21 protein-coding genes are annotated in these 22,435 nt (G+C 62.5%); 6 read left to right on the forward strand and 15 right to left on the reverse strand.

Features of this window, described 5'->3' with window-relative positions; genetic code table 11:
* Positions 1 to 5: 5 nt before the first annotated feature.
* The gene (locus AB6809_RS13290) at positions 6 to 617 is read right to left on the reverse strand and encodes a TetR/AcrR family transcriptional regulator (protein ID WP_029966068.1); all 612 of its coding nucleotides are present in this window, start codon (positions 615 to 617) and stop codon (positions 6 to 8) included.
* A 174-nt stretch (positions 618 to 791) separates the two neighbouring features.
* Between AB6809_RS13290 and AB6809_RS13295 the strand changes: the two genes are divergently transcribed.
* A complete protein-coding gene (locus AB6809_RS13295; protein ID WP_006052093.1) occupies positions 792 to 1,580 on the forward strand; it encodes an SDR family oxidoreductase in 789 nt (262 codons plus the stop codon).
* Between the two features lie 28 nt (positions 1,581 to 1,608).
* On the opposite strand, the gene AB6809_RS13300 is transcribed toward AB6809_RS13295, so the two are convergent.
* The 6 genes from AB6809_RS13300 to AB6809_RS13325 all read right to left on the reverse strand — a co-directional run bounded on the left by AB6809_RS13300 (position 1,609) and on the right by AB6809_RS13325 (position 9,751).
* Positions 1,609 to 2,607, reverse strand: a complete 999-nt coding sequence (locus AB6809_RS13300; RefSeq protein ID WP_029966071.1) for an NADPH:quinone oxidoreductase family protein — start codon at positions 2,605 to 2,607, stop codon at positions 1,609 to 1,611.
* A gap of 107 nt (positions 2,608 to 2,714) precedes the next feature.
* Positions 2,715 to 4,367 carry an AMP-binding protein gene (locus AB6809_RS13305; protein WP_029966073.1) on the reverse strand — a complete coding sequence of 551 codons (1,653 nt, stop codon included), beginning with the start codon at positions 4,365 to 4,367 and terminating at the stop codon, positions 2,715 to 2,717.
* Between the two features lie 14 nt (positions 4,368 to 4,381).
* Positions 4,382 to 5,107, reverse strand: coding sequence for a nitroreductase (locus AB6809_RS13310; protein ID WP_051153874.1), 726 nt, complete (start codon positions 5,105 to 5,107; stop codon positions 4,382 to 4,384).
* 75 nt (positions 5,108 to 5,182) lie between these two features.
* Positions 5,183 to 6,541: an MFS transporter gene (locus AB6809_RS13315; RefSeq protein ID WP_371026822.1), complete on the reverse strand. Its 1,359-nt coding sequence runs from the start codon at positions 6,539 to 6,541 to the stop codon at positions 5,183 to 5,185.
* Between the two features lie 210 nt (positions 6,542 to 6,751).
* Positions 6,752 to 8,440, reverse strand: a complete 1,689-nt coding sequence (locus AB6809_RS13320; RefSeq protein ID WP_029966079.1) for a tannase/feruloyl esterase family alpha/beta hydrolase — start codon at positions 8,438 to 8,440, stop codon at positions 6,752 to 6,754.
* 294 nt (positions 8,441 to 8,734) lie between these two features.
* Positions 8,735 to 9,751: an AraC family transcriptional regulator gene (locus tag AB6809_RS13325; RefSeq protein WP_029966081.1), complete on the reverse strand. Its 1,017-nt coding sequence runs from the start codon at positions 9,749 to 9,751 to the stop codon at positions 8,735 to 8,737.
* A 217-nt stretch (positions 9,752 to 9,968) separates the two neighbouring features.
* Between AB6809_RS13325 and AB6809_RS13330 the strand changes: the two genes are divergently transcribed.
* Together AB6809_RS13330 and AB6809_RS13335 are read left to right on the forward strand one after the other, a co-directional pair.
* The gene (locus AB6809_RS13330; protein WP_029966083.1) at positions 9,969 to 10,736 is read left to right on the forward strand and encodes a 3-hydroxyacyl-CoA dehydrogenase; all 768 of its coding nucleotides are present in this window, start codon (positions 9,969 to 9,971) and stop codon (positions 10,734 to 10,736) included.
* A gap of 104 nt (positions 10,737 to 10,840) precedes the next feature.
* The gene (locus AB6809_RS13335; protein WP_307258983.1) at positions 10,841 to 12,049 is read left to right on the forward strand and encodes an acetyl-CoA C-acetyltransferase; all 1,209 of its coding nucleotides are present in this window, start codon (positions 10,841 to 10,843) and stop codon (positions 12,047 to 12,049) included.
* Between the two features lie 159 nt (positions 12,050 to 12,208).
* On the opposite strand, the gene AB6809_RS13340 is transcribed toward AB6809_RS13335, so the two are convergent.
* Both AB6809_RS13340 and AB6809_RS13345 read right to left on the reverse strand, forming a co-directional pair.
* Entirely contained in the window at positions 12,209 to 12,616 is a 408-nt protein-coding gene (locus AB6809_RS13340) for a DUF2000 domain-containing protein (protein WP_029966085.1), read from the reverse strand.
* A gap of 44 nt (positions 12,617 to 12,660) precedes the next feature.
* The gene (locus tag AB6809_RS13345) at positions 12,661 to 13,518 is read right to left on the reverse strand and encodes an AraC family transcriptional regulator (protein ID WP_029966086.1); all 858 of its coding nucleotides are present in this window, start codon (positions 13,516 to 13,518) and stop codon (positions 12,661 to 12,663) included.
* 165 nt (positions 13,519 to 13,683) lie between these two features.
* Here AB6809_RS13345 and AB6809_RS13350 point away from each other — a divergent pair, with 165 nt between their 5' ends.
* Complete coding sequence (locus tag AB6809_RS13350; protein ID WP_035569430.1) at positions 13,684 to 14,109, forward strand: hypothetical protein; 426 nt, start codon at positions 13,684 to 13,686, stop codon at positions 14,107 to 14,109.
* Positions 14,110 to 14,154: 45 nt separating this feature from the next.
* Here the strand turns inward: AB6809_RS13350 and AB6809_RS13355 are convergent, their stop codons facing one another.
* Positions 14,155 to 15,684 (reverse strand): PAS domain-containing sensor histidine kinase, encoded by a 1,530-nt coding sequence (locus tag AB6809_RS13355; RefSeq protein WP_029966087.1) that lies wholly within the window; start codon positions 15,682 to 15,684, stop codon positions 14,155 to 14,157.
* A 264-nt stretch (positions 15,685 to 15,948) separates the two neighbouring features.
* Here AB6809_RS13355 and AB6809_RS13360 point away from each other — a divergent pair, with 264 nt between their 5' ends.
* Entirely contained in the window at positions 15,949 to 17,508 is a 1,560-nt protein-coding gene (locus AB6809_RS13360; protein ID WP_371026823.1) for an ABC1 kinase family protein, read from the forward strand.
* A 153-nt stretch (positions 17,509 to 17,661) separates the two neighbouring features.
* Positions 17,662 to 18,522 carry an ammonia-dependent NAD(+) synthetase gene (gene nadE / locus AB6809_RS13365; RefSeq protein WP_029966090.1) on the forward strand — a complete coding sequence of 287 codons (861 nt, stop codon included), beginning with the start codon at positions 17,662 to 17,664 and terminating at the stop codon, positions 18,520 to 18,522.
* A 39-nt stretch (positions 18,523 to 18,561) separates the two neighbouring features.
* Here nadE and AB6809_RS13370 read toward each other — a convergent pair whose 3' ends face one another.
* The 5 genes from AB6809_RS13370 to AB6809_RS13390 form a co-directional block, all read right to left on the reverse strand.
* Complete coding sequence (locus AB6809_RS13370) at positions 18,562 to 18,840, reverse strand: RNA-binding protein (RefSeq protein ID WP_006052079.1); 279 nt, start codon at positions 18,838 to 18,840, stop codon at positions 18,562 to 18,564.
* 5 nt (positions 18,841 to 18,845) lie between these two features.
* The gene (locus tag AB6809_RS13375) at positions 18,846 to 18,995 is read right to left on the reverse strand and encodes a hypothetical protein (RefSeq protein WP_006052078.1); all 150 of its coding nucleotides are present in this window, start codon (positions 18,993 to 18,995) and stop codon (positions 18,846 to 18,848) included.
* Positions 18,996 to 19,329: 334 nt separating this feature from the next.
* The gene (locus tag AB6809_RS13380) at positions 19,330 to 19,689 is read right to left on the reverse strand and encodes a hypothetical protein (protein WP_029966091.1); all 360 of its coding nucleotides are present in this window, start codon (positions 19,687 to 19,689) and stop codon (positions 19,330 to 19,332) included.
* A 216-nt stretch (positions 19,690 to 19,905) separates the two neighbouring features.
* Positions 19,906 to 20,544, reverse strand: a complete 639-nt coding sequence (locus AB6809_RS13385; protein ID WP_029966092.1) for a hypothetical protein — start codon at positions 20,542 to 20,544, stop codon at positions 19,906 to 19,908.
* A gap of 162 nt (positions 20,545 to 20,706) precedes the next feature.
* Positions 20,707 to 22,359: a S10 family peptidase gene (locus tag AB6809_RS13390; RefSeq protein ID WP_006052075.1), complete on the reverse strand. Its 1,653-nt coding sequence runs from the start codon at positions 22,357 to 22,359 to the stop codon at positions 20,707 to 20,709.
* Between the last annotated feature and the right edge of the window lie 76 nt (positions 22,360 to 22,435).

Below are 22,435 nucleotides of genomic sequence, written 5' to 3' on the forward strand. Positions count from 1 at the left end.
GAACGCTACGGCTTCTTCTTCGGTGCAGACAGGCGCGAAAGTGCGCCCGACTCGCAGGCTTGGAGGATTTCGTCCGCGAGAGGCGAGTCATCGGGACAGGCGCGCGAGAGCACGACCGCGCCCACCAGTTGCGCGATGGCGTCGATCGAGCGGGCTCGCGCTTCACGCTTGGCCGCGGCGCTTGTCGCGTTAGTCGCGCCACTCGCGCCACTCGCGCCATGCTTGCTCACCATGCTCATCAGCAGCCGTTCAATGCCGTCGGCAAAGGCTTGCTTGACCTGTTCCGGCTGACGCCCGGCATCCACGGACAACGCCGCCATCGTGCAGCCCGTGCCGGGCGTATCGCGGTGCTCGCGGGACAAGTACTGCTTGATGAACGCGGCAATGTCGATCCCTTCACTGCCGGCCGCCGACTCCGAAAAGCCACAGGCCGCCGCCTCCGCCATCAGATCGGCCTTCGAGCCAAAGTGCTTATAAAAGCCGCCGTGCGTGAAACCGGCGGCCGCCATCAGGTCCGCGACGCCCACACCGTCGTAGCCTCGCTCGCGAAACAGCGTCGCTGCCGTCTCGACGATGCGCGCCCGGTTCGCCTGCGCTTGCGCCTTAGTGACCTTCATGTTCGGTGCCTCTCTTCGACTAACGCCACGCTAAAGTGTTAACTATACATTGATGTCGATCATCATCAAAGTCGTTGACTTTTTTGATGACGACCATCATTGTTAACGCCAGCCTGCACCGCCGCCCTCGCTGATGGGCGGCAGCGGTCCCCACTCAAGCCAAGGAACACCAAGATGAAAGCCCTGCCCACTGTCCTCATTACCGGCGCCTCTTCGGGCATCGGCGCCGTCTATGCGGAGCGTTTTGCGCGCCGCGGCCATCCTCTCGTTCTGGTCGCGCGCGACAAGGCGCGGCTCGAAGCGCTGGCCAGCCGCTTGCGCGACGAAACGAAGGTCGATGTGGACGTGTTGCAGGCCGATCTGACGGAGCCCGCCGATCTCGCCGCAGTCGAAGCGCGCCTGCGCGAAGACGCGAACATTCGCGTGCTGATCAACAATGCCGGCCTTGCGCAATCGGGCGGCTTTGTCGAGCAAAGCGCCGACGCCATCAATCGTCTGGTGACGCTCAACATCACCGCGCTGACACGGCTCGCGGCCGCCATCGCGCCGCGCCTTGCGCAAGCCGGCGAAGGGTCGATCGTCAACATCGGCTCGGTCGTCGGTCTCGCGCCCGAGTTCGGCATGACCGTGTACGGTGCAACGAAGGCGTACGTGCTGTTCCTGTCGCAGGGCTTGAGCCTGGAACTGACGCCCAAAGGCGTGTATGTGCAAGCCGTGCTGCCGGCGGCCACGCGCACCGAGATCTGGGAGCGCGCCGGTATCGACATCGATACGCTGCCCGAAGTGATGGAAGTGGGTGAACTGGTGGATGCCGCATTGATCGGCTACGACCGCCGCGAGTTGGTGACCATACCGCCGCTTCACGTCGCCGAACGCTGGGATGCACTCGACGCCGCGCGCCAGGGTTTGCTCTCCGATATCCGGCAAGCGCAAGCTGCGGAGCGTTATCGGGCAACGGCCTGATCCGCTTCGGCTGAGCGGAGCGCAGGCGTTAGCCCGCGTCGCTCGAACCGATGACCGCTTCGGGAAGCACGACGATTTTCCCGCGTCTTTCGCGGTCGAAGGTTGCGAGCACAGCGTCGCTTGCGTTGGCGAGTGGGAAAGCGATGGTCGCAGGCGGTCGAAGATGACCGCGCGCGACCATCGAAAACAGCGCGGCGCGTACGCGCCGCGCCTGTTCCGGCCGGGTTGCGAGGAAATAGCGCACATCGACGCCATGCAGCGTGGCGTTCTTGAGAAGCGCGAGATTGACCGGCAGCGACGGAATCGCGCCGCCCGCAAATCCGATCACGAGATAGCGGCCGCCTTTCGCAAGCGAGCGGAACGCAGGCTCCAGCATGTTTGCGCCGACGGGGTCGAGCACGACGTCGACGCCTTCGGGCGCCACACTCCTGAGCGCGTCGCGCCAGTCGGGAAGTCTGTAGTCGATCGCGGCCACGGCGCCGAGTTCGCACGCGGCTATGCGCTTGGACTCGCTCGATGCCGCCGCAATCACACGAGCGCCCGCATGCACCGCAAGCTGAATGGCGGCGGACGACACTGCGCCGCCCGCTCCGAGTACCAGCAGCGTATCGGCGGCTGTCAAACGTCCCTGATCGAACAACGCGTAGTGTGCCGTCTGGTAGTCCACCAGCATGGCCGCGGCGATCGGCATGGGTAGCCCGCTCGGGGCGATGTCAACGTCAGCGGCATCGACCACCACGTATTCCGCGAGGCCGCCGCCAAGCTGCCAGGTGACGACACGTTCACCGACAAGCGGCCGCGTCACGCCCGGACCCACAGCGTCGACGACGCCGGCAATCTCTCCGCCGGGCACGTAAGGCAAGCGCGGCTTGATCTGATAGCGGCCTTGCATCATCAGCCCGTCGACGAAACCCAGAGCCGTTGCTTCGATGCGGATGCGCAGTTGTCCGTGACTGGGCTCCGGCATCGGTTCATCGACTAACGCATAGGAGCCGATGTCGAAGCTTGTTCCAACGAAGCTTTTCACGCTCTATCTCCGTCTCTCTTGCACAATCATCAGCATACCTACTAATGCGTGTGATTGCAGCCGCGCTTGACTGCACAGCGAATGGCGGCTTCGCAAGACAACGTGCGTCATCCCGCCAGTCGCGTAATCGCGATTCGACTGCCCGCCTGCTCTCGCAAACGAAACTTCTGGATCTTCCCTGTAGCGGTTTTCGGCAATTCGCCGAAAACGACGCGGCGCGGGCATTTGAAATGAGCCAGTCTTTCACGGCAGAACGAGATGACGTCCTGCTCGGTTATATAGGCTGCATCCGGCTTTAGTTCGATAAAAGCGCAAGGCGTCTCGCCCCATGTGTCGTCCGGCTGCGCGACCACGGCTGCATTGAGTACACCCGACATGCGGTAGATCACCTCTTCCACTTCCACGGATGAAATGTTTTCTCCACCAGAAATGATCACGTCCTTCGAGCGGTCCGTGATCTGGATATAGCCGTCCGGATGAACGACCGCCAGATCTCCGGTATGAAACCAGCCGCCGGCGAAAGCTTTTTCGGTTGCGTCGGCATTCTTCAGATATCCCATCATCACCGTATTGCCGCGGACGAGAACTTCGCCGCACGACTGGCTATCGGCCGGCACCGGTTCGAGCGTCGCGAGATCGGCGACCGACATTTTCTCGAACGCTGCCGCACGTACGCCTTGCCGCGCTTTCAATTTGCCTTGCTGCTCCGGCGGCAACGTATCCCACTCGTCGTGCCATGCACAGCTAATCGGCGTGCCGGAGATCTCGGTGATTCCAAACACGTGATCGACGTCGAAGCCCATTGCGCCGACGGCTTCGAGCACCGCAGCGGGCGCCGGCGAGCCGGCGGTGAGAACACGCACGCGACGCGGCAGCGGCTCACGTTCCGACTGCGGCATGCTCGCGATGCCTGCGAGAACAATCGGTGCTGCACAGAAATGATCGACGCCATGTTTCTCGATCGCGGAAAGGATATTCGCCGCGTTGACTTTGCGCAGGCATACATGCGTTCCCGCCGCGGCAGTAATCGCCCATGTGAAGCACCAGCCGTTCGCATGGAACATGGGGAGCGTCCACAGATAAATTGGCGCACGCGGAAGCGGCCAATTCGTCATCTGCAGCAGGCTCATCAGATACGTGCCGCGATGGCTCGGAACGACGCCCTTCGGATCTCCGGTCGTGCCCGATGTGTAGTTCAACGCGATCGGCGTCCATTCGTCGACGGGGCCACGGCCGGCAAATGCCGGGTCGCCGCTGGCGAGCAGCGATTCATAATCGGTTTCGCCGATGGCGGCGCCGTCGGGCGCTTCGTGATCGTTGATGTCGATGAGACGCGGCGGATTCGGGACTGACTGCAACGCTTTTTCGACCAGCGCGGCAAACTCGCGATCCACCAGCAGAAGCTTGCATTCGCCGTGGCGCAGAATGAACGCGATGCCGTCAGCATCGAGACGGCAATTGATGGCATTAAGCACGGCCCCCGAGAGCGGCACGCCGAAGTGCGCTTCGAGCATCGCCGGCGTATTCGGTGCGATGATCGACACGGTATCGCCCGGCTCGATTCCCAATTGAACGAGCGCCGACGCGAGGCGATAGCAACGCTCGCGAGTCGTCGCCCACGTCTGGCGGAATTCGCCATGAATGATCGCGGTGCGTTGCGGATAGACGTCGGCGGTTCGGTCGAGGAAGGTTAATGGCGTCAATGGAACGTGGTTTGCCGGATTCTTCTCGAGCCCTCGCGAGTAGGCCTTTGCACTCATGACTTTGTCTCCGTTCATTCATTATAGAAAGTAGTGAAATCGCTCACTGGGACACGGTCCGTCACTAGCGAATTCTCGATACAGTCGTGATCGGCATAACCGAGGCTCATTCCGCAGACCAGCATCTGGTTGTCGGGAATCGACAGTTCGTCGGCGATCACGCGGTGGAACTTGTTGAAAGCCGCTTGGGGGCAAGTGTCGAGGCCGCGCGCGCGAGCGGCGAGCATCACGCTTTGTAGGAACATGCCCGTATCCAGCAGACTGCCTTCGCGCATCACGCGGTCCACTGTAAAAAACAGGCCGACGGGTGCATCGAAGAAGCGATAGTTGCGGCCGTGCTGGACGTGCATTCGTTCCTTGTCGCCCTTCTCGATGCCGAGCAATCCATACAGGTTCCAGCCGACCTTGCGGCGACGGTCCACATACGGCGCGATCCATTCGCGTGGGTAGTAGTCGTAGGGCTCGTCGAGGTCCGAGCTGCGGGCGGGATCGTCATTGATCTCGTTGATGGCGGCAGACAGCCGCGACTTCTTCGCGCCTGTCACGACATGCACATGCCACGGCTGAATGTTGACGCCGGTAGCACTGAAGCGCGCGACCTCCAGGATGGACTCGATGTCCTCACGCGCAACCGGTGTCGGCAAGAAGGCACGAACGCTACGCCGGGTGACGAGCGCCCAGTCGACGGCTCGACTGACGTCGATAAACGAGGTGAAAGGAGGCGGAGATAGACGATCCATTTCTTTCTGCATGTTAAAAATGTACTGCCGCGTAGACGTGGCTTTTCTCGAGTGAATAACCTGCAATAGTCGCTATTAGCGCCCTGCACTGCGCTGAACCGCGGGAATAGCCGCACTGCGTCCGCGATAAGAATCGGCACGCGCGTGATCGATCAGCGTCACGGCCATTGCACCAATCAAACCTGCCACGCCGATTGCCATGAAGTTCTGCTCCAGCGGCAGCCTCAGCGACACCAGCCAGCCGATTAGCACGGGCGCCACGATCGCGCCGATGCGGCCCACGCCAGAAGCAAAACCGACACCCGTAGAGCGGATTGCATGGGGATAGAAGCCGCCCGCATAAGCATAGGCGAGCAATTGAGTACCGAGCGTCGATGCGCCCACAACGAATACAACGACAAACAATGACGCTGTCGATTTCGTGTAACCCATCAGCGAGAGTGCGACGGCTCCCACGACGTAGAACGCGATCAGCACCCGCTTGATATTGACCCTGTCGCCCAGCCAGCCGCCGAGAATCGCACCGGCAATGGCGCCGACGTTAAACACGATCACAAAGTTCAATGCCGAACCGAGGCTGTATCCCGCCATTGCCATGAGCTTGGTCAACCACGAACTCAATGCGTACACCATGAAGAGGCCCGTCATGAATGCGACCCACATCATCGTAGTACTGAAAGCGCGGCCGTCCTGAAAGAGTCGTCGCACCGAGACGTCTCTATTTTTGTCCGACGAGGGTCCTGCAAACTGCTCGTCGTCACTCAACGAATAGTCGGGCACGAGACGCTTCACGAGCGCGCGCAGTTCTTTATGTCGGCCGTTCTTGACCAGAAAGGTCATCGAATGAGGCATCGTTTTAATGATGAACGGGATCAGCAGAACGGGCAGGCCCGCGGCAAAGAAGACGGATTGCCAGCCATAACTGCCGATAAGCTCCTTTGCAGTGAGCGCCACCAGAATGCCGCCAACCGAATATCCCGCGAATACGAGTGTGACCAATCGCGTGCGCAACGCATTAGGCGAGAACTCCGCCATTTGCGCGGTGACGATCGGCAAAACGCCTCCAATGCCGAGGCCCGCAATGAACCGGGTCACGCTGAAACTGACGGGATCGTTCGTGAGTCCGGCGGCGGCGGTAAAGAGACTGAACAGCGCCACACACACGCAGACCATCATGGGCCGGCCGAAACGGTCAGCCAGCGTGCCGAGGAAAATAGCCCCGAGCATGACGCCAAACAGTGCCGATGCGGCCATGATGCCCGCACTGGTCGCGTCGATGTGCATGCCCTTCATGATCGACGGCAACGCTGCACCGACGATGGCGAGATCGTAGCCGTCGACTATCAGCATCAACACGCACCAGAACAGGACCAGCCTGTGCAAGCCGTTGAACCTGGCCTGGCCCGCGAGTGAATGAACATCGATCTGGTTCATGCTTGTCTCCTTTGGTTTAATGTCGTGGCCGAAGTCCGCGCAGGCCGCTGTGTTACAAGCAGTGTCGGGCGAAGGCTGCGGACAGTCGATGTCCATTAACTTCAAGATGAATGAGGTCGCCGAACACCTGCGTTTGCGGTGTTGTGACACTGGCAGTCCCGGTGTAACGCTAACGCCCGGAACCGCACATGGCGCGCGCTGCCAACGCGATTAGTTAGAGCACACGAAGCTGGCCGCAAGGTTCTGATCGCCGCCGACGTATTTGGGCCACTGCGGGTATTCGCAGATTGGCCGCGTGCGTCCGACTGCCGGCGGAGCGAGGTCGGTGATAGTCAGATTTTTGGGTTCGACGCCTTTCGTCACCCAGTTGTCCAATGCAGTCAGACCGTCATATGAACCATTGAATTGGCCGCCGGCACTGTGCGCTGCGCCCGGCACCACGTAGAACTTTAGAAATTGACTCAATGGCCCCTGCCCAAACCGGGATACCAGCCGGTCGTAGTAATCAATCGACAATTGCGCCGGAATGAACTGATCGGATTGTCCGTGCTGCAGAATGATCTTGCCGCCGCGCGCCTGGAATTGACTCAAGTCGGTACTCGTGCTGTCCATGAGCGCGCTCACCGCTTGCACGCGCGAGGTTAATGATCCGGGGTTGGCCGGATTAAAGTTCAGCGTGCTCAAGCCAGGATCGCGAGCAACCGCGAATCGAAGCATGTCATTTGAAAACGTATAGAAGAACGCGCTTTTGCCGATCACGCCAGGCTCGACTACCGCATCGGTGGCTGACGCGCCCCATGCAAAGGCGACGGACCAGAAGTCTGCTCCCGTGAACGCGTTAAATGCGGGGAAAGTCTGGACTCCGTTTGCCAGGTTGAAGCTAAGGTTAAGCGGCGTGCCGGCGGTGGTCATCGTATTGATTTGCGTGTCCGACAAGCAGCTATCGCCAGTGTCGACGCCGCTCGGGCAACGAATCGTTGCTGGATCGAATACGCATGCCGCGGGGTTACTGATAATGCCGTCAGCCACGCCATCCAGAGCATCGCATTGCTTGATGACTGCTTCGAGAAGAACCTTGCCTTTGGCAGGCGTAACGTATCCTCCAGGTGCGAGCAGCGACCGCGAGATCCTGCCCATCTGAAGCCAGAGTCCTGTTATTCCTGAAGCGGGATATGTGGAAATGATGCCGTCGTAGTCATGCGGGAATCGTTGTGCCGCAATCAGACCTTGCCGGCCTCCGCCTGAACCGCCAATAAAATAACTGTGCGTGAAGTCCGAGCCGTATCTTGCCTTTGCGATGTACGCTGTGAAGTCACGCGTCTTCTTGATGTGGTCGCCTGAGTAGTTGGCGAGTGCCTCATCGTTTGCCGCGAACGAACCGTCCATAAAGTTTCCCTCATGCCCAGCGTCGCTGCCGACAGTCACATAACCTCTGCGCAACGGTGTACTGACGCCTGCGGGCTCTGCTCCGGATAAGAACCCGTCCGCGGGAGAGCCCTTCGTATCGGGGATGGTGCCGTCGAATCCCCCGCCGCCAAAGTGAACGACTTTGCCGTTGAAGTTAGTCGGTAGATCCGCCTCCACTCGAATATCCGGCGCATTGAAATCCACCGGATGAATAGCTCCGAGAACCTTGCAGTACTCGCCGTTGCTGTTGCCGGAATCGGTAGCTGCAACGAGCGTCGCGGATACGATAGTGGCACCCGTTGTCGGCAATCCGATCGAGCCGGCGGGAACGGTCGTACCCGCCAACGCACTACATTTCGCGGCGGGCGTCGCGACCGCGACGTTGGCCGGCGCGGAATCACTGCCGCCGCAGCCGGATACGGCAATAGCCGATACGGCGAATAAAGTACTCACCATTGCCGAGCTTCGGCGGCTTCTCAACCGGGTTCTCATTCTCGTCTCCGTCTATTTTTTATACCGCAATGAGTGGCTCGGTTGCTTTGCGCAACCGGGCGCGACGCGTCCTTTGATCTGCCGAACGCGAGTGCAGTGTCAGCCTGCTCGGCGCACCGATCCATGTCCGCCGACCTCAGTTTTCGTGATGCGTGCGGACACGCTCCGCTCAATCGAATGAGCGTTCGCGCGAGGCGTGATTGGGAGAAGAGGATTGAATCTTTCGACCATTCAGACGTGCAAGCACATCTGAACGCGTGAATGGTGTGATGACGATGCTATGAGTTCTAACGGTTAGGGATTCGCCTTGCCATGTCGGTACATTCCCGGACTGGCCCCCGTCCACTTTCTGAAGGCCCGGTGAAAAGCACTCGTTTCCTGAAATCCAGTGCGTGCAGCGACTTCTGCGACCGTGAGAGTACTGTTCGAAAACAACTCGATTGCGATGTCACGGCGCAATTCGTCTTTCAGTTGCCGATAGTTCGTGCCTTCAGCCAACAGGCGGCGTTGCAGCGTGGCCGCGGATAGATTCAGTAGTCGCGATAGCTCGTCGAGGTCAGGCCAGTCGTCGGGGATCTGGTTTCTTAGCCGGCGTCTGACGAGGGCCGTAGTGCTCGATTCGTTGCGATACTTGACCAGGATATTGGCTGGTGCGTTTTGCAGAAATGCACGCAGGCTCGCTTCCGTCTCGGACAGTTTGAGGTCGAGAAAACTGCGATCGAAACGGATCAGCGTTTCTTCCGCGGAGAACGTCACATCTTCGCAAAAGCGCATGCGGTAGTCGCTGTCATCCGTTGGCGCCGAAGCGCGGAACCTCATCTCGATCAGCGGAATGCGTCTGCGTGCGAGCCAGCACGCAAGACCGTGCACGAGGATGAACCAGGTCCCGTAGGCAAAGAGGCGGCGCGTTCGGCCATCGTCATGCAGGACGATCAGTGCATGCTCGCCTTCGCAGCGCAACTCGCCATGAATGTCGTCGAGAACCGCGCGCAGGAACTTCAGCATGCGACGCAGCGCGTGTTCGAGATTGTCGGCATGCAGCACGGCGTGACACATCAGAGCGTAACTGCCTCGCCGCAATGCGTGGCTGTCGAGACCAAAGAACTCGTCGTCCATCAAGTCGGCGAGAGCCGCCCACAGACGCGAAAAGGCTAACGCCGGCACTCGGGCTCTCGGCGCATTCAGCAATTCCGCCGCGATGCCCGCGTGCTGGAGAACCGCCGACACGTCGAGATTGCGCTGCGTGGCGACAAGAATTGCTTCGCGCACGAGGCCGATAGAAGTTGTGCCCTTGTCTTGAGCGTCATTCATGGTCAGGGTCTACCTACAGAAAGTGCACTGATGTTAATCGCTGCCGGGCGTAAGCGAAACCTGGTATCACTGAGCATGAGCCGCACGATATGTCCGAAAGGCGCACGCAGGAAGAGGTCGATGGACATGGGCGTGGTTTCGCGTGCCGCTTACGATGATCAGTCAGTTGGTCGTCGCGAATATGGCTTTGCCAGCCGGTCACTTTGAGGAGACAGCATTGCAAATTCAAGGGAAAGGTTTCGTCGTCACAGGCGGCGGCTCAGGGCTTGGCGCAGCCACGGCGCGCCGTCTGGTGGCGGGCGGCGCCCGCGTGCTGCTGATCGACCTCGACGAGGACGCCGGTGCCTCACTCGCGGCGGAACTCGGCGCTAATGCCCACTTCGCCAGGGCCGACGTATCGGACTCGGCGAGCGCCGAGCGTGCGTTGGCCGCGTATTGCGAGACCTTCGGCGCGCTGCATGGCCTGATCAATTGCGCAGGCGTTGCGCCCGCCGAGAAAGTGCTCGGACGCGAAGGCCCGCATCGGCTGGAAAGTTTTGCGCGCACCGTTCAGATCAACCTGATCGGTGCGTTCAACATGGTGCGGCTGGCCGCGGCGTGCATGGCCGGGAACACGCCCGAGGCCGATGGCGAGCGCGGGGTCATCGTCAATACCGCTTCGGTTGCGGCCTTTGACGGCCAGATCGGACAAGCGGGCTACGCTGCATCGAAAGGCGGTGTCGTGGCGATGACGCTGCCTGTCGCGCGCGAATTGGCCCGCCACGGCATTCGCGTGCTCGCCGTCGCGCCCGGAATCATGGAGACGCCGATGCTCAAAGGCATGCCCACAGAAGTCCAGGACGCGCTTGGGAAGATGGTGCCCTTTCCCCCGCGCCTGGGCCGGCCGGAAGAATTCGCGGCACTTGTGCTGCATATCATCGAAAACACTTACCTCAACGGCGAGGTGATTCGTCTTGATGGCGCCATTCGTATGGCGACCAGGTGAACTTAGTCATCGCCGCCGCCGGGTTCGAGTGGCAATGATTCATCGACGACGACACCTTCCTCACCCTTTGCAACGCCGCCATGAAGCGGCGAATGGAGACTCGCATGACTGCCTCTTCGACTTCCGATGATCCCGTTGTGATCGTCGCTGCTGCCCGCACGCCGCTGGGTGGTTTCCAGGGCAACTTCGCTTCGCTGACGGCGCCTGTGCTGGGCGCGCACGCGATCCGCGCCGCGGTGCAACGTGCCGGGCTGCAACCCGACGCCGTCGATGAAGTGCTGATGGGCTGCGTGCTGCCCGCGGGCCTCGGTCAGGCGCCCGCGCGCCAGGCGTCGCTCGGCGCGGGTTTGCCGCTATCGGCGGGCTGCACCACGATCAACAAGGTCTGCGGCTCGGGGATGAAGGCGGCGATGCTCGCGCACGATCTGCTGCTCAGCGGCAGTCAACGAGTGATCGTCGCGGGCGGCATGGAATCCATGAGCAACGCGCCGTACCTGTTGCCCAAGGCACGCTCGGGTCAGCGTCTGGGACACGGCCAGGTACTCGACCATATGTTCTTCGACGGCCTGGAGGATCACTACGGCCTCGCCTCCGATGGCCGCCTCATGGGCACCTTCGCCGAGGACTGCGCGCGCCGTTTCGATTTCACACGCGAGGCGCAAGACGCGTTCGCTTCGACCTCCACGCTGCGCGCGCAGCAGGCGCAGCGCGATGGCCTGTTCCGCTGGGAGCTTGCGCCGATGACCGTGCCGGGTCGTAACGGCGAGATACTCATCGACGAGGACGAAGCGCCGGCGAAGGCGCAACTGGACAAGATCCCGAAGCTCAAACCCGCGTTTGCGAAGGACGGCACGGTGACGGCGGCGAACTCCAGTTCCATCGCCGACGGTGCGGCGGCCCTCGTTCTGATGCGCCAGTCGACCGCACGCGAGCATGGCTTGGCGCCGCTCGCCGTGATCCGCGGACACGCCACGCATTCGCAGGAACCGGCCTGGTTCACGACGGCGCCGGTCGGTGCGATTCAGAAGTTGCTCGCCACGGTGGGATGGCGGGCGAGCGATGTCGACGTTTGGGAAATCAACGAGGCATTCGCCGTGGTGGTCATGGCCGCGATGCGCGAGCTCGCGCTTTCGCACGAGCGCGTGAACGTGCATGGCGGCGCTTGCGCGCTCGGTCATCCGATCGGCGCGACGGGGGCGCGGGTTATCGTGACGCTGCTGGGTGCGCTTCGGCAACGCGGGGGGAAGCGTGGGGTGGCGAGTCTTTGTATCGGTGGGGGGGAGGCTACGGCGGTGGGGGTGGAGGTGGGGTGAGGGGGGATCAGGGTCAGTTGCAAGGCGCTGTTTGGGCGGAAGAACTGGAAGCCTTGGCGACGATTGCATGAAGAATCGAGCCCACGACAGGCAACCACAGCGGCGACCTTAGGTGGCACCGGGAGCTCATTTCATCGCGTCCCGTTTCACGCTCTCCCCTCACCCATGCAACCCCAACCCCTTCACCGCCTTATCCACCGCCTTCTTCGCCCCATGCACCGCGAGCCCCACCAGATCCAGATTACCGGCATCCTGTGCACGAAACACCTCACGATTCGCCGCGTCATGTCCAGTCGAAAACATCGCATGGACATACGGCACAATCTCGAGCTCACGGCTGACTGCCTGCCGATGCGCGGCCTGCAAACCCGGCAGATCAGCGGCGAACACCAGCATCGGTTGCCCGAGCATGCGGCCATACCGACGTCCCGCAGCGTCCTCATAACGCTCGCCTAGCGCATCGGGTATCGCAGCCGCCACGCCCGTCGCGAGAAATGCGACGACGTTGAGTTTTTGCCACACAGCCAGATCGTCGCGCACGATCAGCGCCACTTTCGTTTCGAACATGAACGTCCCTCCTTGGAACGCTCATGGTCCACGATCCGCGGCGATCAGTCTGGAACGTTTGTGCACATGCGCCGATAGGCCGCCGGCGTCATCCGGTACGCGCGATGAAACCAGCGGCCAAGATGACTCTGATCCGAGAACCCGACAGCCGCCGCAACCTGCGCAGGCTGATGACCGCTCGCCAGCATTTGACGCGCGGCGCGCAGACGCAAACGCACCAGATACGCATGCGGCGACGTGCCGAACGCGCGCTTGAAGAGGCGCGTCAACCGGAAGCGGTCGATGCCCGCAGCCGTCGCCAGTTCATCGAGTCCGATATTGCCGGCCATCTGCTCGTGCAAAAGATCGCGCACGCGAAGCGCGGCGAGCGGTATCGCGGAGCCATTCGTCGACGGCGCATCGAGCACGTGGCCGCTGAGTTGCGTCAGCACGCGATCGAGCGCCTGGTCGCGCGCCAACCTGCCCTCGTCGTGATAAATGGCGAAAAAAGCGGCCCGGATTGCATCGACGAGATGTTGATCGTCCACCAGCGTATGGCTAAAGGCCGCTTCAACGCCGCGTAACCCCGGAAGATTCAGTTGACGCGCCGCGTGCTCGACCCAGCCTTGCGGCAGGTACAACGCGGCATACGTGAAGCCGCTCGCCTCCGGCGCGTGACCGTCATGCAGCGCGCCGGGCTCGATCAGGATCGCCCGGCCCGGTGTGCTCGTGTGCAAAGACCGGTGGCACTGAAAACGTTGGACGCCTTGCTCTGTGTAGCCGATCAACATGTCGTCGTGATCGTGCGGATCGTAGGCGTGGCCTCTGAAATGCGCACGCAGCCCTTCAATGCCCGTCTCGGGATCGCGCCGCGCGACGAGCCAGTGATCGGTCCGCTCGTTAAACACGGTTGCGCCTGTCATCGCTTACTCCAATGGTGTCGGCATATTGCGTTAGCGCAATGGTATTACATCGCGGTATTACACCGGACCGCAAGCAATCGTGAGCTTGCAGTCGACGGCTTCGCTTCTATCGACGACAATCGTCGTCTCCCGAACGGAGTGTCGGTAGCCTATGAATCGAGAAAAATGCAAAACGATGTGTCCCGTGCCGAGTATTGGATGGCGTTCATCCTTAACCGATGCCAGTTTCCCAATCCAATAGCGCTCGCAGCGCAATTTGCAAACGCCGAAATCGTGGAACTCTGCGAATGCGGATGCAATAGCTTTGGCTTGTCGATGACCGCGCCCGAATCAGTTCCAAAACTATCGGCCGAGGGGCCCGGGAACCGATTAGTGTTTGAAGCGGACTTCCGCGCCCGGGACGAGTTGGGCGAATCAAGGTCGCTGCAAATTCTTCTTTTCGCCGATGAGTCGGGGCACTTGAGCTACGTGGAAATCGACTACTGCGTAAATGCGTTCCCTATGCCCGATCATCTGAACCTCGATGAGTCGCCGTATCGCGTCTTCGCAAGCGACTCGTTGATCAGCGAAAGCGGACAAAGCGGACCATAAGCGAGCTCCCGCAATTCCCGCTCACGCTCACCCTCACGCTCACGCTCACGCCCGCAGCGCCTTGGCAAGATCGGCCAACCGATACGGCTTTTGCACGAATATCAGATCCCGCAGTTCACTCTTCTCGTCGTGCAGCGGAGCCGGCGAATAGCCCGACGTCAACACGACCCTGATCGCCGGATAGTGCGCGCGCACGAGTTGCGCCAGTTCGAGTCCGCTCATGCCGTGGGCCATCGAGATGTCGGTGAAAACAACGTCGATGTCAGCCCGCTCCTCGAGAATCAGCGCCGCCTCCGACGCGCTGCTCGCGGGCACCACTTCGTAGCCGATGTTCATCAACAGTTCGGACGCAACGCCGAGCACGTCGGGCTCGTCCTCGACCAGCAAAACCGTCTCATGCCTTGCCGTCGACGGCAGACCGACGGCTGCCGGCGGCTCCGCGACCGGCAGATAAAGATCGACCGTCGTGCCCTTGCCCACTTCGCTCGATAGATGCACGTCGCCGCCCGACTGGGCGATAAACCCGTACACCTGACTCAAGCCCAGTCCCGTGCCCTTGCCTGGCTGCTTGGTCGTGAAAAACGGCTCGAACGCCTGCGCGAGCACGTCCTCGGACATGCCGCTACCGGTATCCGCAACCGAAATGCGGACGTAGTGCCCGGCAGGCAGCGCGGGGGTCACTTCCGTCTCCGACTGGACCGTGTCGGTGGTAATCGTGACCGCGCCGCCGGTCGGCATGGCGTCGACCGCGTTGACAACCAGATTGAGCAAGGCCGCCTCGAAACGCGCGGCATCGACGGATGCGAAAGCGTGCGTGGCATGCAGGCCAAGCTCGACATGCGTGTTGCGGTTGCCGGCCCGCGAGAGCATGGGCGTGAACTCGCGAATCAATCCGTTCAGGTCGTGCACCTGCGCCTGCAACGGCTGTTGCCGCGCGAACGACAGCAACTGCTGCGTCAGCGACGCGCCGCGGTCGATCGCCCGCCGCATCCCGTCGATCATTTTCTTGTCGAGCGGCGTGCGCGCCTGCAGCGCGAGCACCTCGAGACCGTTCGAAAGCACGGCCAGCAGATTGTTGAAGTCGTGCGCGACGCCGCCCGTCAGCCGCCCGATCGCTTCCATCTTCTGCGCCTGGAACAGCGCGGCGTTGGCCTTCTCGAGCGCGGCCGCGGCTTCCTTGCGCTCGGTGATGTCGCGCGTCACCTTTGCAAATCCGACGAGAGCACCCGCTTCGTCGCGGATCGCGTCGACCACGACGTGCGCCCAGAAGCGGCTGCCCCCTTTGCGAACCCGCCATCCTTCGCGTTCGGCACGGCCTTCTCTCGCCGCGATCGCGAGTATCTGCGCGGGCGCGCCGGCTGCTTTGTCCTCGTCCGTGTAGAAACGCGAGAAATGCTCGCCGATGATCTCCGACTGCCGATACCCCTTGATCCGCTCGGCGCCGACGTTCCAACTCGTGACGACTCCGGCAGGCGAAAGCATGAATATCGCGTAGTCAGTGACGCCCTGAACGAGAATCCGGAACTGCTCCTCTGTTTCGCGCGTCACATCCTGCCTGTCGTCACTCTGACTCATAAGGGTTGTTCCAAATCGGTAAAAAAATGTACTTACCGGACTCATTTTACCCTCGGCATGCGCGGGCCGTTCAGGCGGCAAGCGGAAGCCTGTTTGCTTGCTGATGGCGCCGCTATCGAATTGAAGATGAAGGTCGTGCGTATTCGGCAACACGTCGTTGAATGCGACCGCACGCCGCACACCGCGCATCCCTGATAATCTGAGCGTCCTGGCCCCGCGGCGCGGCAGTTGGACGCGCGCCGCATTGCCGTCGACCGAACTCCGATGCCGCCACTGTTTCGCCGCTTACTACTGCTTTACCACGCACTGCGATATGGCGCGCGCCTGCTCTGGCTCGCCGTGCCGTCCGATCGCAAGCTCCACTGGATGATCGAACTCGTCGGCCGCGTGCATGCGTCGGCGGACAGCGCGCGCAGCGTGCACGGCCTGCTGCCGGCGCTCGGCCCGCTTGCCGGCCGTTTCGCGAAGACGCTCGTCGAGCGTCCCGAACTGGCGAACGCGACATTGCACGACGCCATCGACGCCGTCGATCATCTGGAAACGCCGCTGCCGCCGCGCGAATCCGAGGAGGCGCTGGCGCGCGCGTTCGGCCGTCCGCTCGCCACGCTTTTCAGCGCGGTGGACCTCGTTCCGGTGCGCAGCGGTTTTGCCGAACAGACGCATTTCGCTCGGCTCATCATGCCCGTCAACGGTCATCGCGAGGTGGCGATCAAGCTGCTGCGCGCCGGCCAGTTGCAGCAGATCGGCGACGAGCTCGCGCTGTTGCGCTGGGTCGCGCGCTGGCTGGAAAAAGTGTCCGGCACGGCGCGCCGCCTGCGGCTGCGGGCGCTCGCGCAAACCTTCACCGACGACATCCTGCGCCGCTTCGATCTGCGCGCCGAAGCCGCCAATCTGAGTCAGACCGGCCATCATTTCGACGGCGACACGCGCATCGTCGTGCCCAACGTGATCTGGGACCTGTGCACGCCCCTCACGCTCACCATGCAACGCATCGACACATTGCCGGCGAGCGACCTGAGCGGCCTGCACGCGCATCATGTGAAACTCGCGCCGCTCGCCGCGCATATCGTCGAAGTCGTCACCGAGCAGGCTTTCGAACACGGCTTCTTTCACGCGACGCTCGACGCGCGGCGGGTTCGCGTGAGCATCGAACCGGATTCGCTGGGCCGCCTCGTGCTGGCCGAGTTTTCGATCATGTCGAGCCTGTCGACCGGCGAGCGCGAGTTCTTCGTGCACGGCGCGACTGCCCTGTTCGAGCAGGAGTATGGACGGCTCGCGGAAATGCATCGCGACGCGGGACACGTGCCGCACGACACGCGCGCCGAGCTGCTCGAAGCGGAGTTGCGCACGCGTGCCGAAGCGCATTTCGCGGCGGCGCCAGAGGACCGTTCGGCGGGCTCGCTGTTTCATCATCTGCTGCACGCGGTGCATCCGTTCGACGGCACCGTATCGAGCCGCCTCGCCACCGCGCAACGCTCGTTCCAGCAGGCCGAAATGCTGGCGCGTGCGCTGCATCCGGGCGTCGATACATGGAATATCGCGCGCGGAGTGCTCGCGGATATTGCGCGGCGCGACATCGATCACCGCGGCTGGTTCAAGCGCATTTCACGCGAACTGCCGCATCTCGCGCACATGCTGCCGCGCGTGCCGCAACTGGCGGTGCGCTATCTGCAGCACGAGCACGATCGCGCGCGCTCGCCGGGACAAAACGCTCGACTGCTTGCCGAGATCGGCCGCGAATATCGGCGCACGCGCGCGCTGTTGTGGGCATGTGTGTTGTGCGGCGGCGTCCTCGGCGCGGGCACGGTGTTGTTGATGTGGTGATGTCGGCGTGATGCGCTGATGTGTTGATGTGCGCTTGCGCGGCCCGTCGCGTTCTGCCGATCAAGACTTCGCGGGTCCGCTACATGCTCGTACGATCGCGGAAGCCGTTCTTCATCAGAAAGCACTGCGCCACCAGCAAGGAGCAAGACAACCATGAAGCAGACCGATCCAGCCACTGTTCAGACCAACATCGCGGCGGAAATGCACGTTAGCGCCGGCTTCGACGCCAACGAGGAAATCGAGCGCCGCATCTCTTTTCTCGCGAACTATCTGCGCAGCAACGGCCTGAAGACGTACGTGCTCGGCATCAGCGGCGGCGTGGATTCGACGACGGCCGGGCGCCTCGCGCAACTGGCCGTCGAGCGCTCGCGCGCGGAAAATTACGACGCGCGTTTCGTCGCGATACGCCTGCCGCACGGCGAGCAGAAAGACGAGGCCGACGCGCAGCAGGCGCTCGCCTTCATTCGTGCGGACGAGACGCTGACCATCGACATCAAGCCCGCCGCCGACGCGATGCTCGCGTCGCTGCATCAAAGCGGCCTGCCGTTCGCGGACGAAGCGCAGGAAGACTTCGTGCACGGCAACATCAAGGCGCGGCAACGAATGATTGCGCAGTACGCGGTGGCGAGCACGCGCACGGGCGTCGTGATCGGCACGGATCACGCGGCTGAATCGCTGATGGGATTTTTTACGAAGTTCGGCGACGGCGGCGCCGATGTGCTGCCGCTCGCCGGGCTCAACAAGCGCCGGGTGCGCGCAGTCGCGAAGGCGCTCGGTGCCTCCGACGCGCTCGCGCACAAGGTGCCGACCGCGGACCTCGAAGCGTTGCGCCCGCAACGGCCCGACGAAGATGCCTACGGCGTACCGTACGAGACGATCGACGACTTCCTGGAAGGCAAACCGGTCAGCGACGAGGCACGCAACATCATCTTGCGTTTCTACGATGTGACGCGGCACAAGCGCGCGCTGCCGTACACGCCGTTCGACTGGCCCGCGCCCACGAGCGAAGCGTGAGCCGCAACATGAGCCGCAACGCGAACCGCAGCTCAGCGCTTAGTGCGCGGGCGGCTGGGCGGGCGGCGAGTCGTCGGTGAAAAGATCGGCGCTCGCCTCGAGCGCCATTCCGCCCAGGTGCTTGCCATGAATCTGCCGCGCGATGACTTCGCCGACATACGGCACTTGCGCATCGAGTTCGACCGTGGCGTAGGCGCCAGGCGTGCCCGCGTCGACGACCTCGACGTTGCGCGCGTAATGCCCCAGCTCGTGCTTGAGGAATTCGCGCACTTCCTGCTCGGTGCACGACGGCGCGATGTTGCGCACGATCAGGTTCATGCTGCCTACTCCTGGCGGCTGCCGCCGGACCTGTCGACGCGCACGCGCGCCGGGCGCAATGCCGCGCGTTGTCTCGCCTGTGCGGCGGCCAGTTCGCGGATGAGTGCGGCGCCCGCCGCGCCGAGCGCGGCCAATGACAGGTAGAAAGCGATCATTTGAATCTCCGATATTCCGCGCGGTATTCCCGCGGTATTCCGATGAGCCCGCCGGGGTCCTGTTTAAGGATAGCCACTTACGATCGGACACGCGATGCGACGCGGCGTCACCATGACAAGCTCGCACCGGGTAGCACGATCAATGTGCACTGTACCCGAATAGCGCGCTATCCGTTCGGCCGCAACACTGTTTTGACTGACTGCGCCGCGGCGCCTGGAAATTGTGCTGAACATTGCGCGTGCAGACGCGGGTTGCAAGAAGCGGACCGCGGCATGCATGCCGGAGTTCGTTGCGCCGATCGGCGAATGAAAGCTGCTGCTCGCCGCGCGAGCGTCAGTCAGCGTCCTGCACGTTGGCCGCGCTCACCCACCACGCGTTCTTGCCTTGCGGCAATGCGACCAGCACCGCGGACGGATCGTCCACGCCGTCGTCCGCGACCTCGCACACGGCAAGTCCGTCGGGCAAATGCTTCACTTCCCCGGCCGACTGAAAGAGCGCGATGCGCTGCGCGTTCAGCGGACGCAGTTGACGATAGACATCGAAGCTGATGGCCGCGGGCACATCGCCGCGAATTTGCAGCGCGTCGGCTTTGCCGCAATGCGCCGGCTCGGCGGCGAACACGGGCGCGGTACCGACGGCGCATGCAACGCTCAGCACGGCGAGCGTCGCTGCGGCAAGACGTGAATAAGTCATGGTAATTCTCCAGGAATGAGTTGATTCGGCGAGTTCGATGCGAAAGCCGCGTGCTGAAAGACGGCGAGCGGCGACGACAAGTAAGTAATGCGGGCTGGCGGCACGCGCTGACAAAAAGCGTTTGTGGGTCACGCCCGCAAAGTTGGAGACAGGATCGAGCGTTCCGGCGCATTCAACCTTTTGCAAGCGCCGCGCAATCCGCGCCGACACCAACCGTTACGGCTGCGTGCCGCGCCCCGCTGCGCGCCCGCTGTCGGCGCTGGTGGCGACATCCAGCCGGCTGATGTCGCAAGACTCCTGGCTAAAGCCAGAATAGACCACCGACCAATCACCGACGATCGCCGCCTGCGCTTCCGCGAGACTCAGCTTGCCCTCGCAGACGCAGCGCTTGAGCATGACCGCCGCGCGCGCCTTGCGCCGCTCGCCCTGCCGTCCCGCCCAGGGCAGAAGGCCGAGATTGGACGGCGCGTCCGGCGAGCCGCCGAGCACCACGGGCACGCGCCGATCGAGCGCGAACTCGGCGCCGTCGTCTGCGTCGATGCCGCGCTCCGCGAGCATCCGGTCCTTGTGCGCCATCAGTTCATCGAACGGCGGCGAGACCGCGCTCGCATAGCCAGGGCGGCAAATCGTCTCGCGGATGGATTGCTGCGTCACGCGTTCGTCGAGCATGGCCGCGTCCTGCGCATACACTGCGCCGACGCGCACTGCGAGCAGCGCGGCAAGACCCAGCGTAAGCGTGAAACGCGCGCGCCACGCGCGCCGCCGCGCGAACGCAACTGCGCGCGGTCGAAAAGTACTGCCTATGTGGTCGCCGGAAGCCTCGCCGCGACGCCTGTCTGCAATGCCTGCCTTCATTCGTCGGCGCGCCTGTCGAGGCACGCGGTAGTTCAATTCGCAAGGCAATTAAAACACATTCGATCCGCATACGGAAAAAACCGCCGACTCTGAGCGGTGCGCCGGAGCGCTACAAACTTTCCACGGCGACCGCGACAGCCGCCGTGGAACCCCGCGCTTTGGCTATTGCGCCGTGCGCGCCTGCAGTGCCCGGATGCGGCTAAGTGCCTCAGTGTTGGCCACCGTCGAGTCATACATGTGCGCGAGGTCCGCCTTCAGCGCGGTGCGCGAGCCGCCGTCGAGATAAATCATGTGGCCCGACGGATAAAAGCGCGCCGACAGGTTCTGCCGCACCTGCTGACTGAGCAGCGGCATTTGCTGCAAATCGAGCACCGTCTGATAGAACGGCGTGACGAAATCATAAAAGCCGTTTGCCGACAGCACCTTCAGATCGGGATTGAGCGCCATGACCGCCGCGAGGTCGCCGGCCGTGTAGAGAATCACGTTGCCCTTGTCGTCCACGCCCTTCTGCGCGCCGGTCGGGTCGATGTGGCTGAAGTCCCAGAACTGGAACGCCTGATCGTTGAGATCCGTGAAGGCCGAGTTCGACGTGTACTTCAACTGCTCGTTCAGATAGACGTTCCACATCGTCGTATAGACGCCGGACACGGCCGTCATGGTCGGATCGTTGCCGCCGGAGTTCGGATCGATCTTGCCCGCAATGCCGGTGCCGATGGCGGTGACGCGGCCGTCGTAGGCACCGAGCACGAGACCCTTGGACTTGAGCAGCGTGGTCAGGAACAGCGAATTGCCGCGGCTGTCGTACGACGCTATGTCGAGACTCCACGCAAGCAAGGTCGTCTTGTCGATGCCGGTGTATTCGGCGAGCTTCTCGACCGTCGCTGCGTCGGTGGTCGGGAATTTGCGCAACGCCGCGAGGTAATCGGTGCGGGCGAACTGCGCGACTTCCTCGGCGAACGCGCCGAGATCCGTCGGCCGCGGCGCGATGCCGAGCTTCTTGTGATACCAGGCGTCGGCGGCGGCCGTGGGCAGCGCGCCGACCGGATTGCCGGCCTGCGTGTAATCGAGTATCGACGATTGCAGCGTGATGCCGTTCAGATCGACGCCGCCTTCGTGCAACCGGTAAGCGACCACGCAACTGCGCGCCGTGCCGTACGACTCGCCGAACAGATACTTCGGCGAATTCCAGCGATTGTTCTTCGTCAGAAAGCGCTTGATGAACTGCGCGATCGAATCGGCGTCCTGGTCGACGCCCCAGAAGTCGCGGTTCTTCTTCGGCGCGACGGCCGCGGAATAGCCGGTTCCGACCGGGTTGACGAAAATCAGGTCGCTCTTGTCGAGCAGGCTGTCGGGGTTGTCTTCGATCGTGTACGGCGCGGGCGGCGTGAAGTTCGGCATCGACGTCCTGATGCGGCGCGGCCCGAACGAGCCGAGCAGCACGAACACCGCGGAAGAACCGGGCCCGCCGTTATAGAAGAACGTGAGCGGCCGGGTTTCTTCTTTCTGGTTGTCCTGCGTGAACGCGACGTAGAACATCCGCGCGGCGGGCTGCGAACTGCTCGGGTCGACGATCACCAGATGGCCGACCGTCGCCGTGTAGTCGATCTTTTTGCCGTCTATCGTGACCGAGTGATGCGTGATCGCAGCGTTCTCGTCGGTCGCGGTGACGGAATCGTCGGGGCCGTTGCCGTAGGCGACCGGATCGAAGAAGGGCTGGTCGCCCGCCTTGTGCTTGCCCGCCGCTGCCGGCCTGGCTGACGCTTCGGAATTGTGCGGCGACTGCGGACTAACGGACGCTGGCTCTGTGCTTGTCATGATCGCTCCATGGGTACGTTCACGTCTTGTGCCGGTGCTGCGGGACTCGTGCCGATCGACTCGCTAGACAACTCGC

Source organism: Paraburkholderia sp. RCC_158 (assembly GCF_041355255.1).
In the GTDB taxonomy this organism is placed as follows: domain Bacteria; phylum Pseudomonadota; class Gammaproteobacteria; order Burkholderiales; family Burkholderiaceae; genus Paraburkholderia; species Paraburkholderia graminis.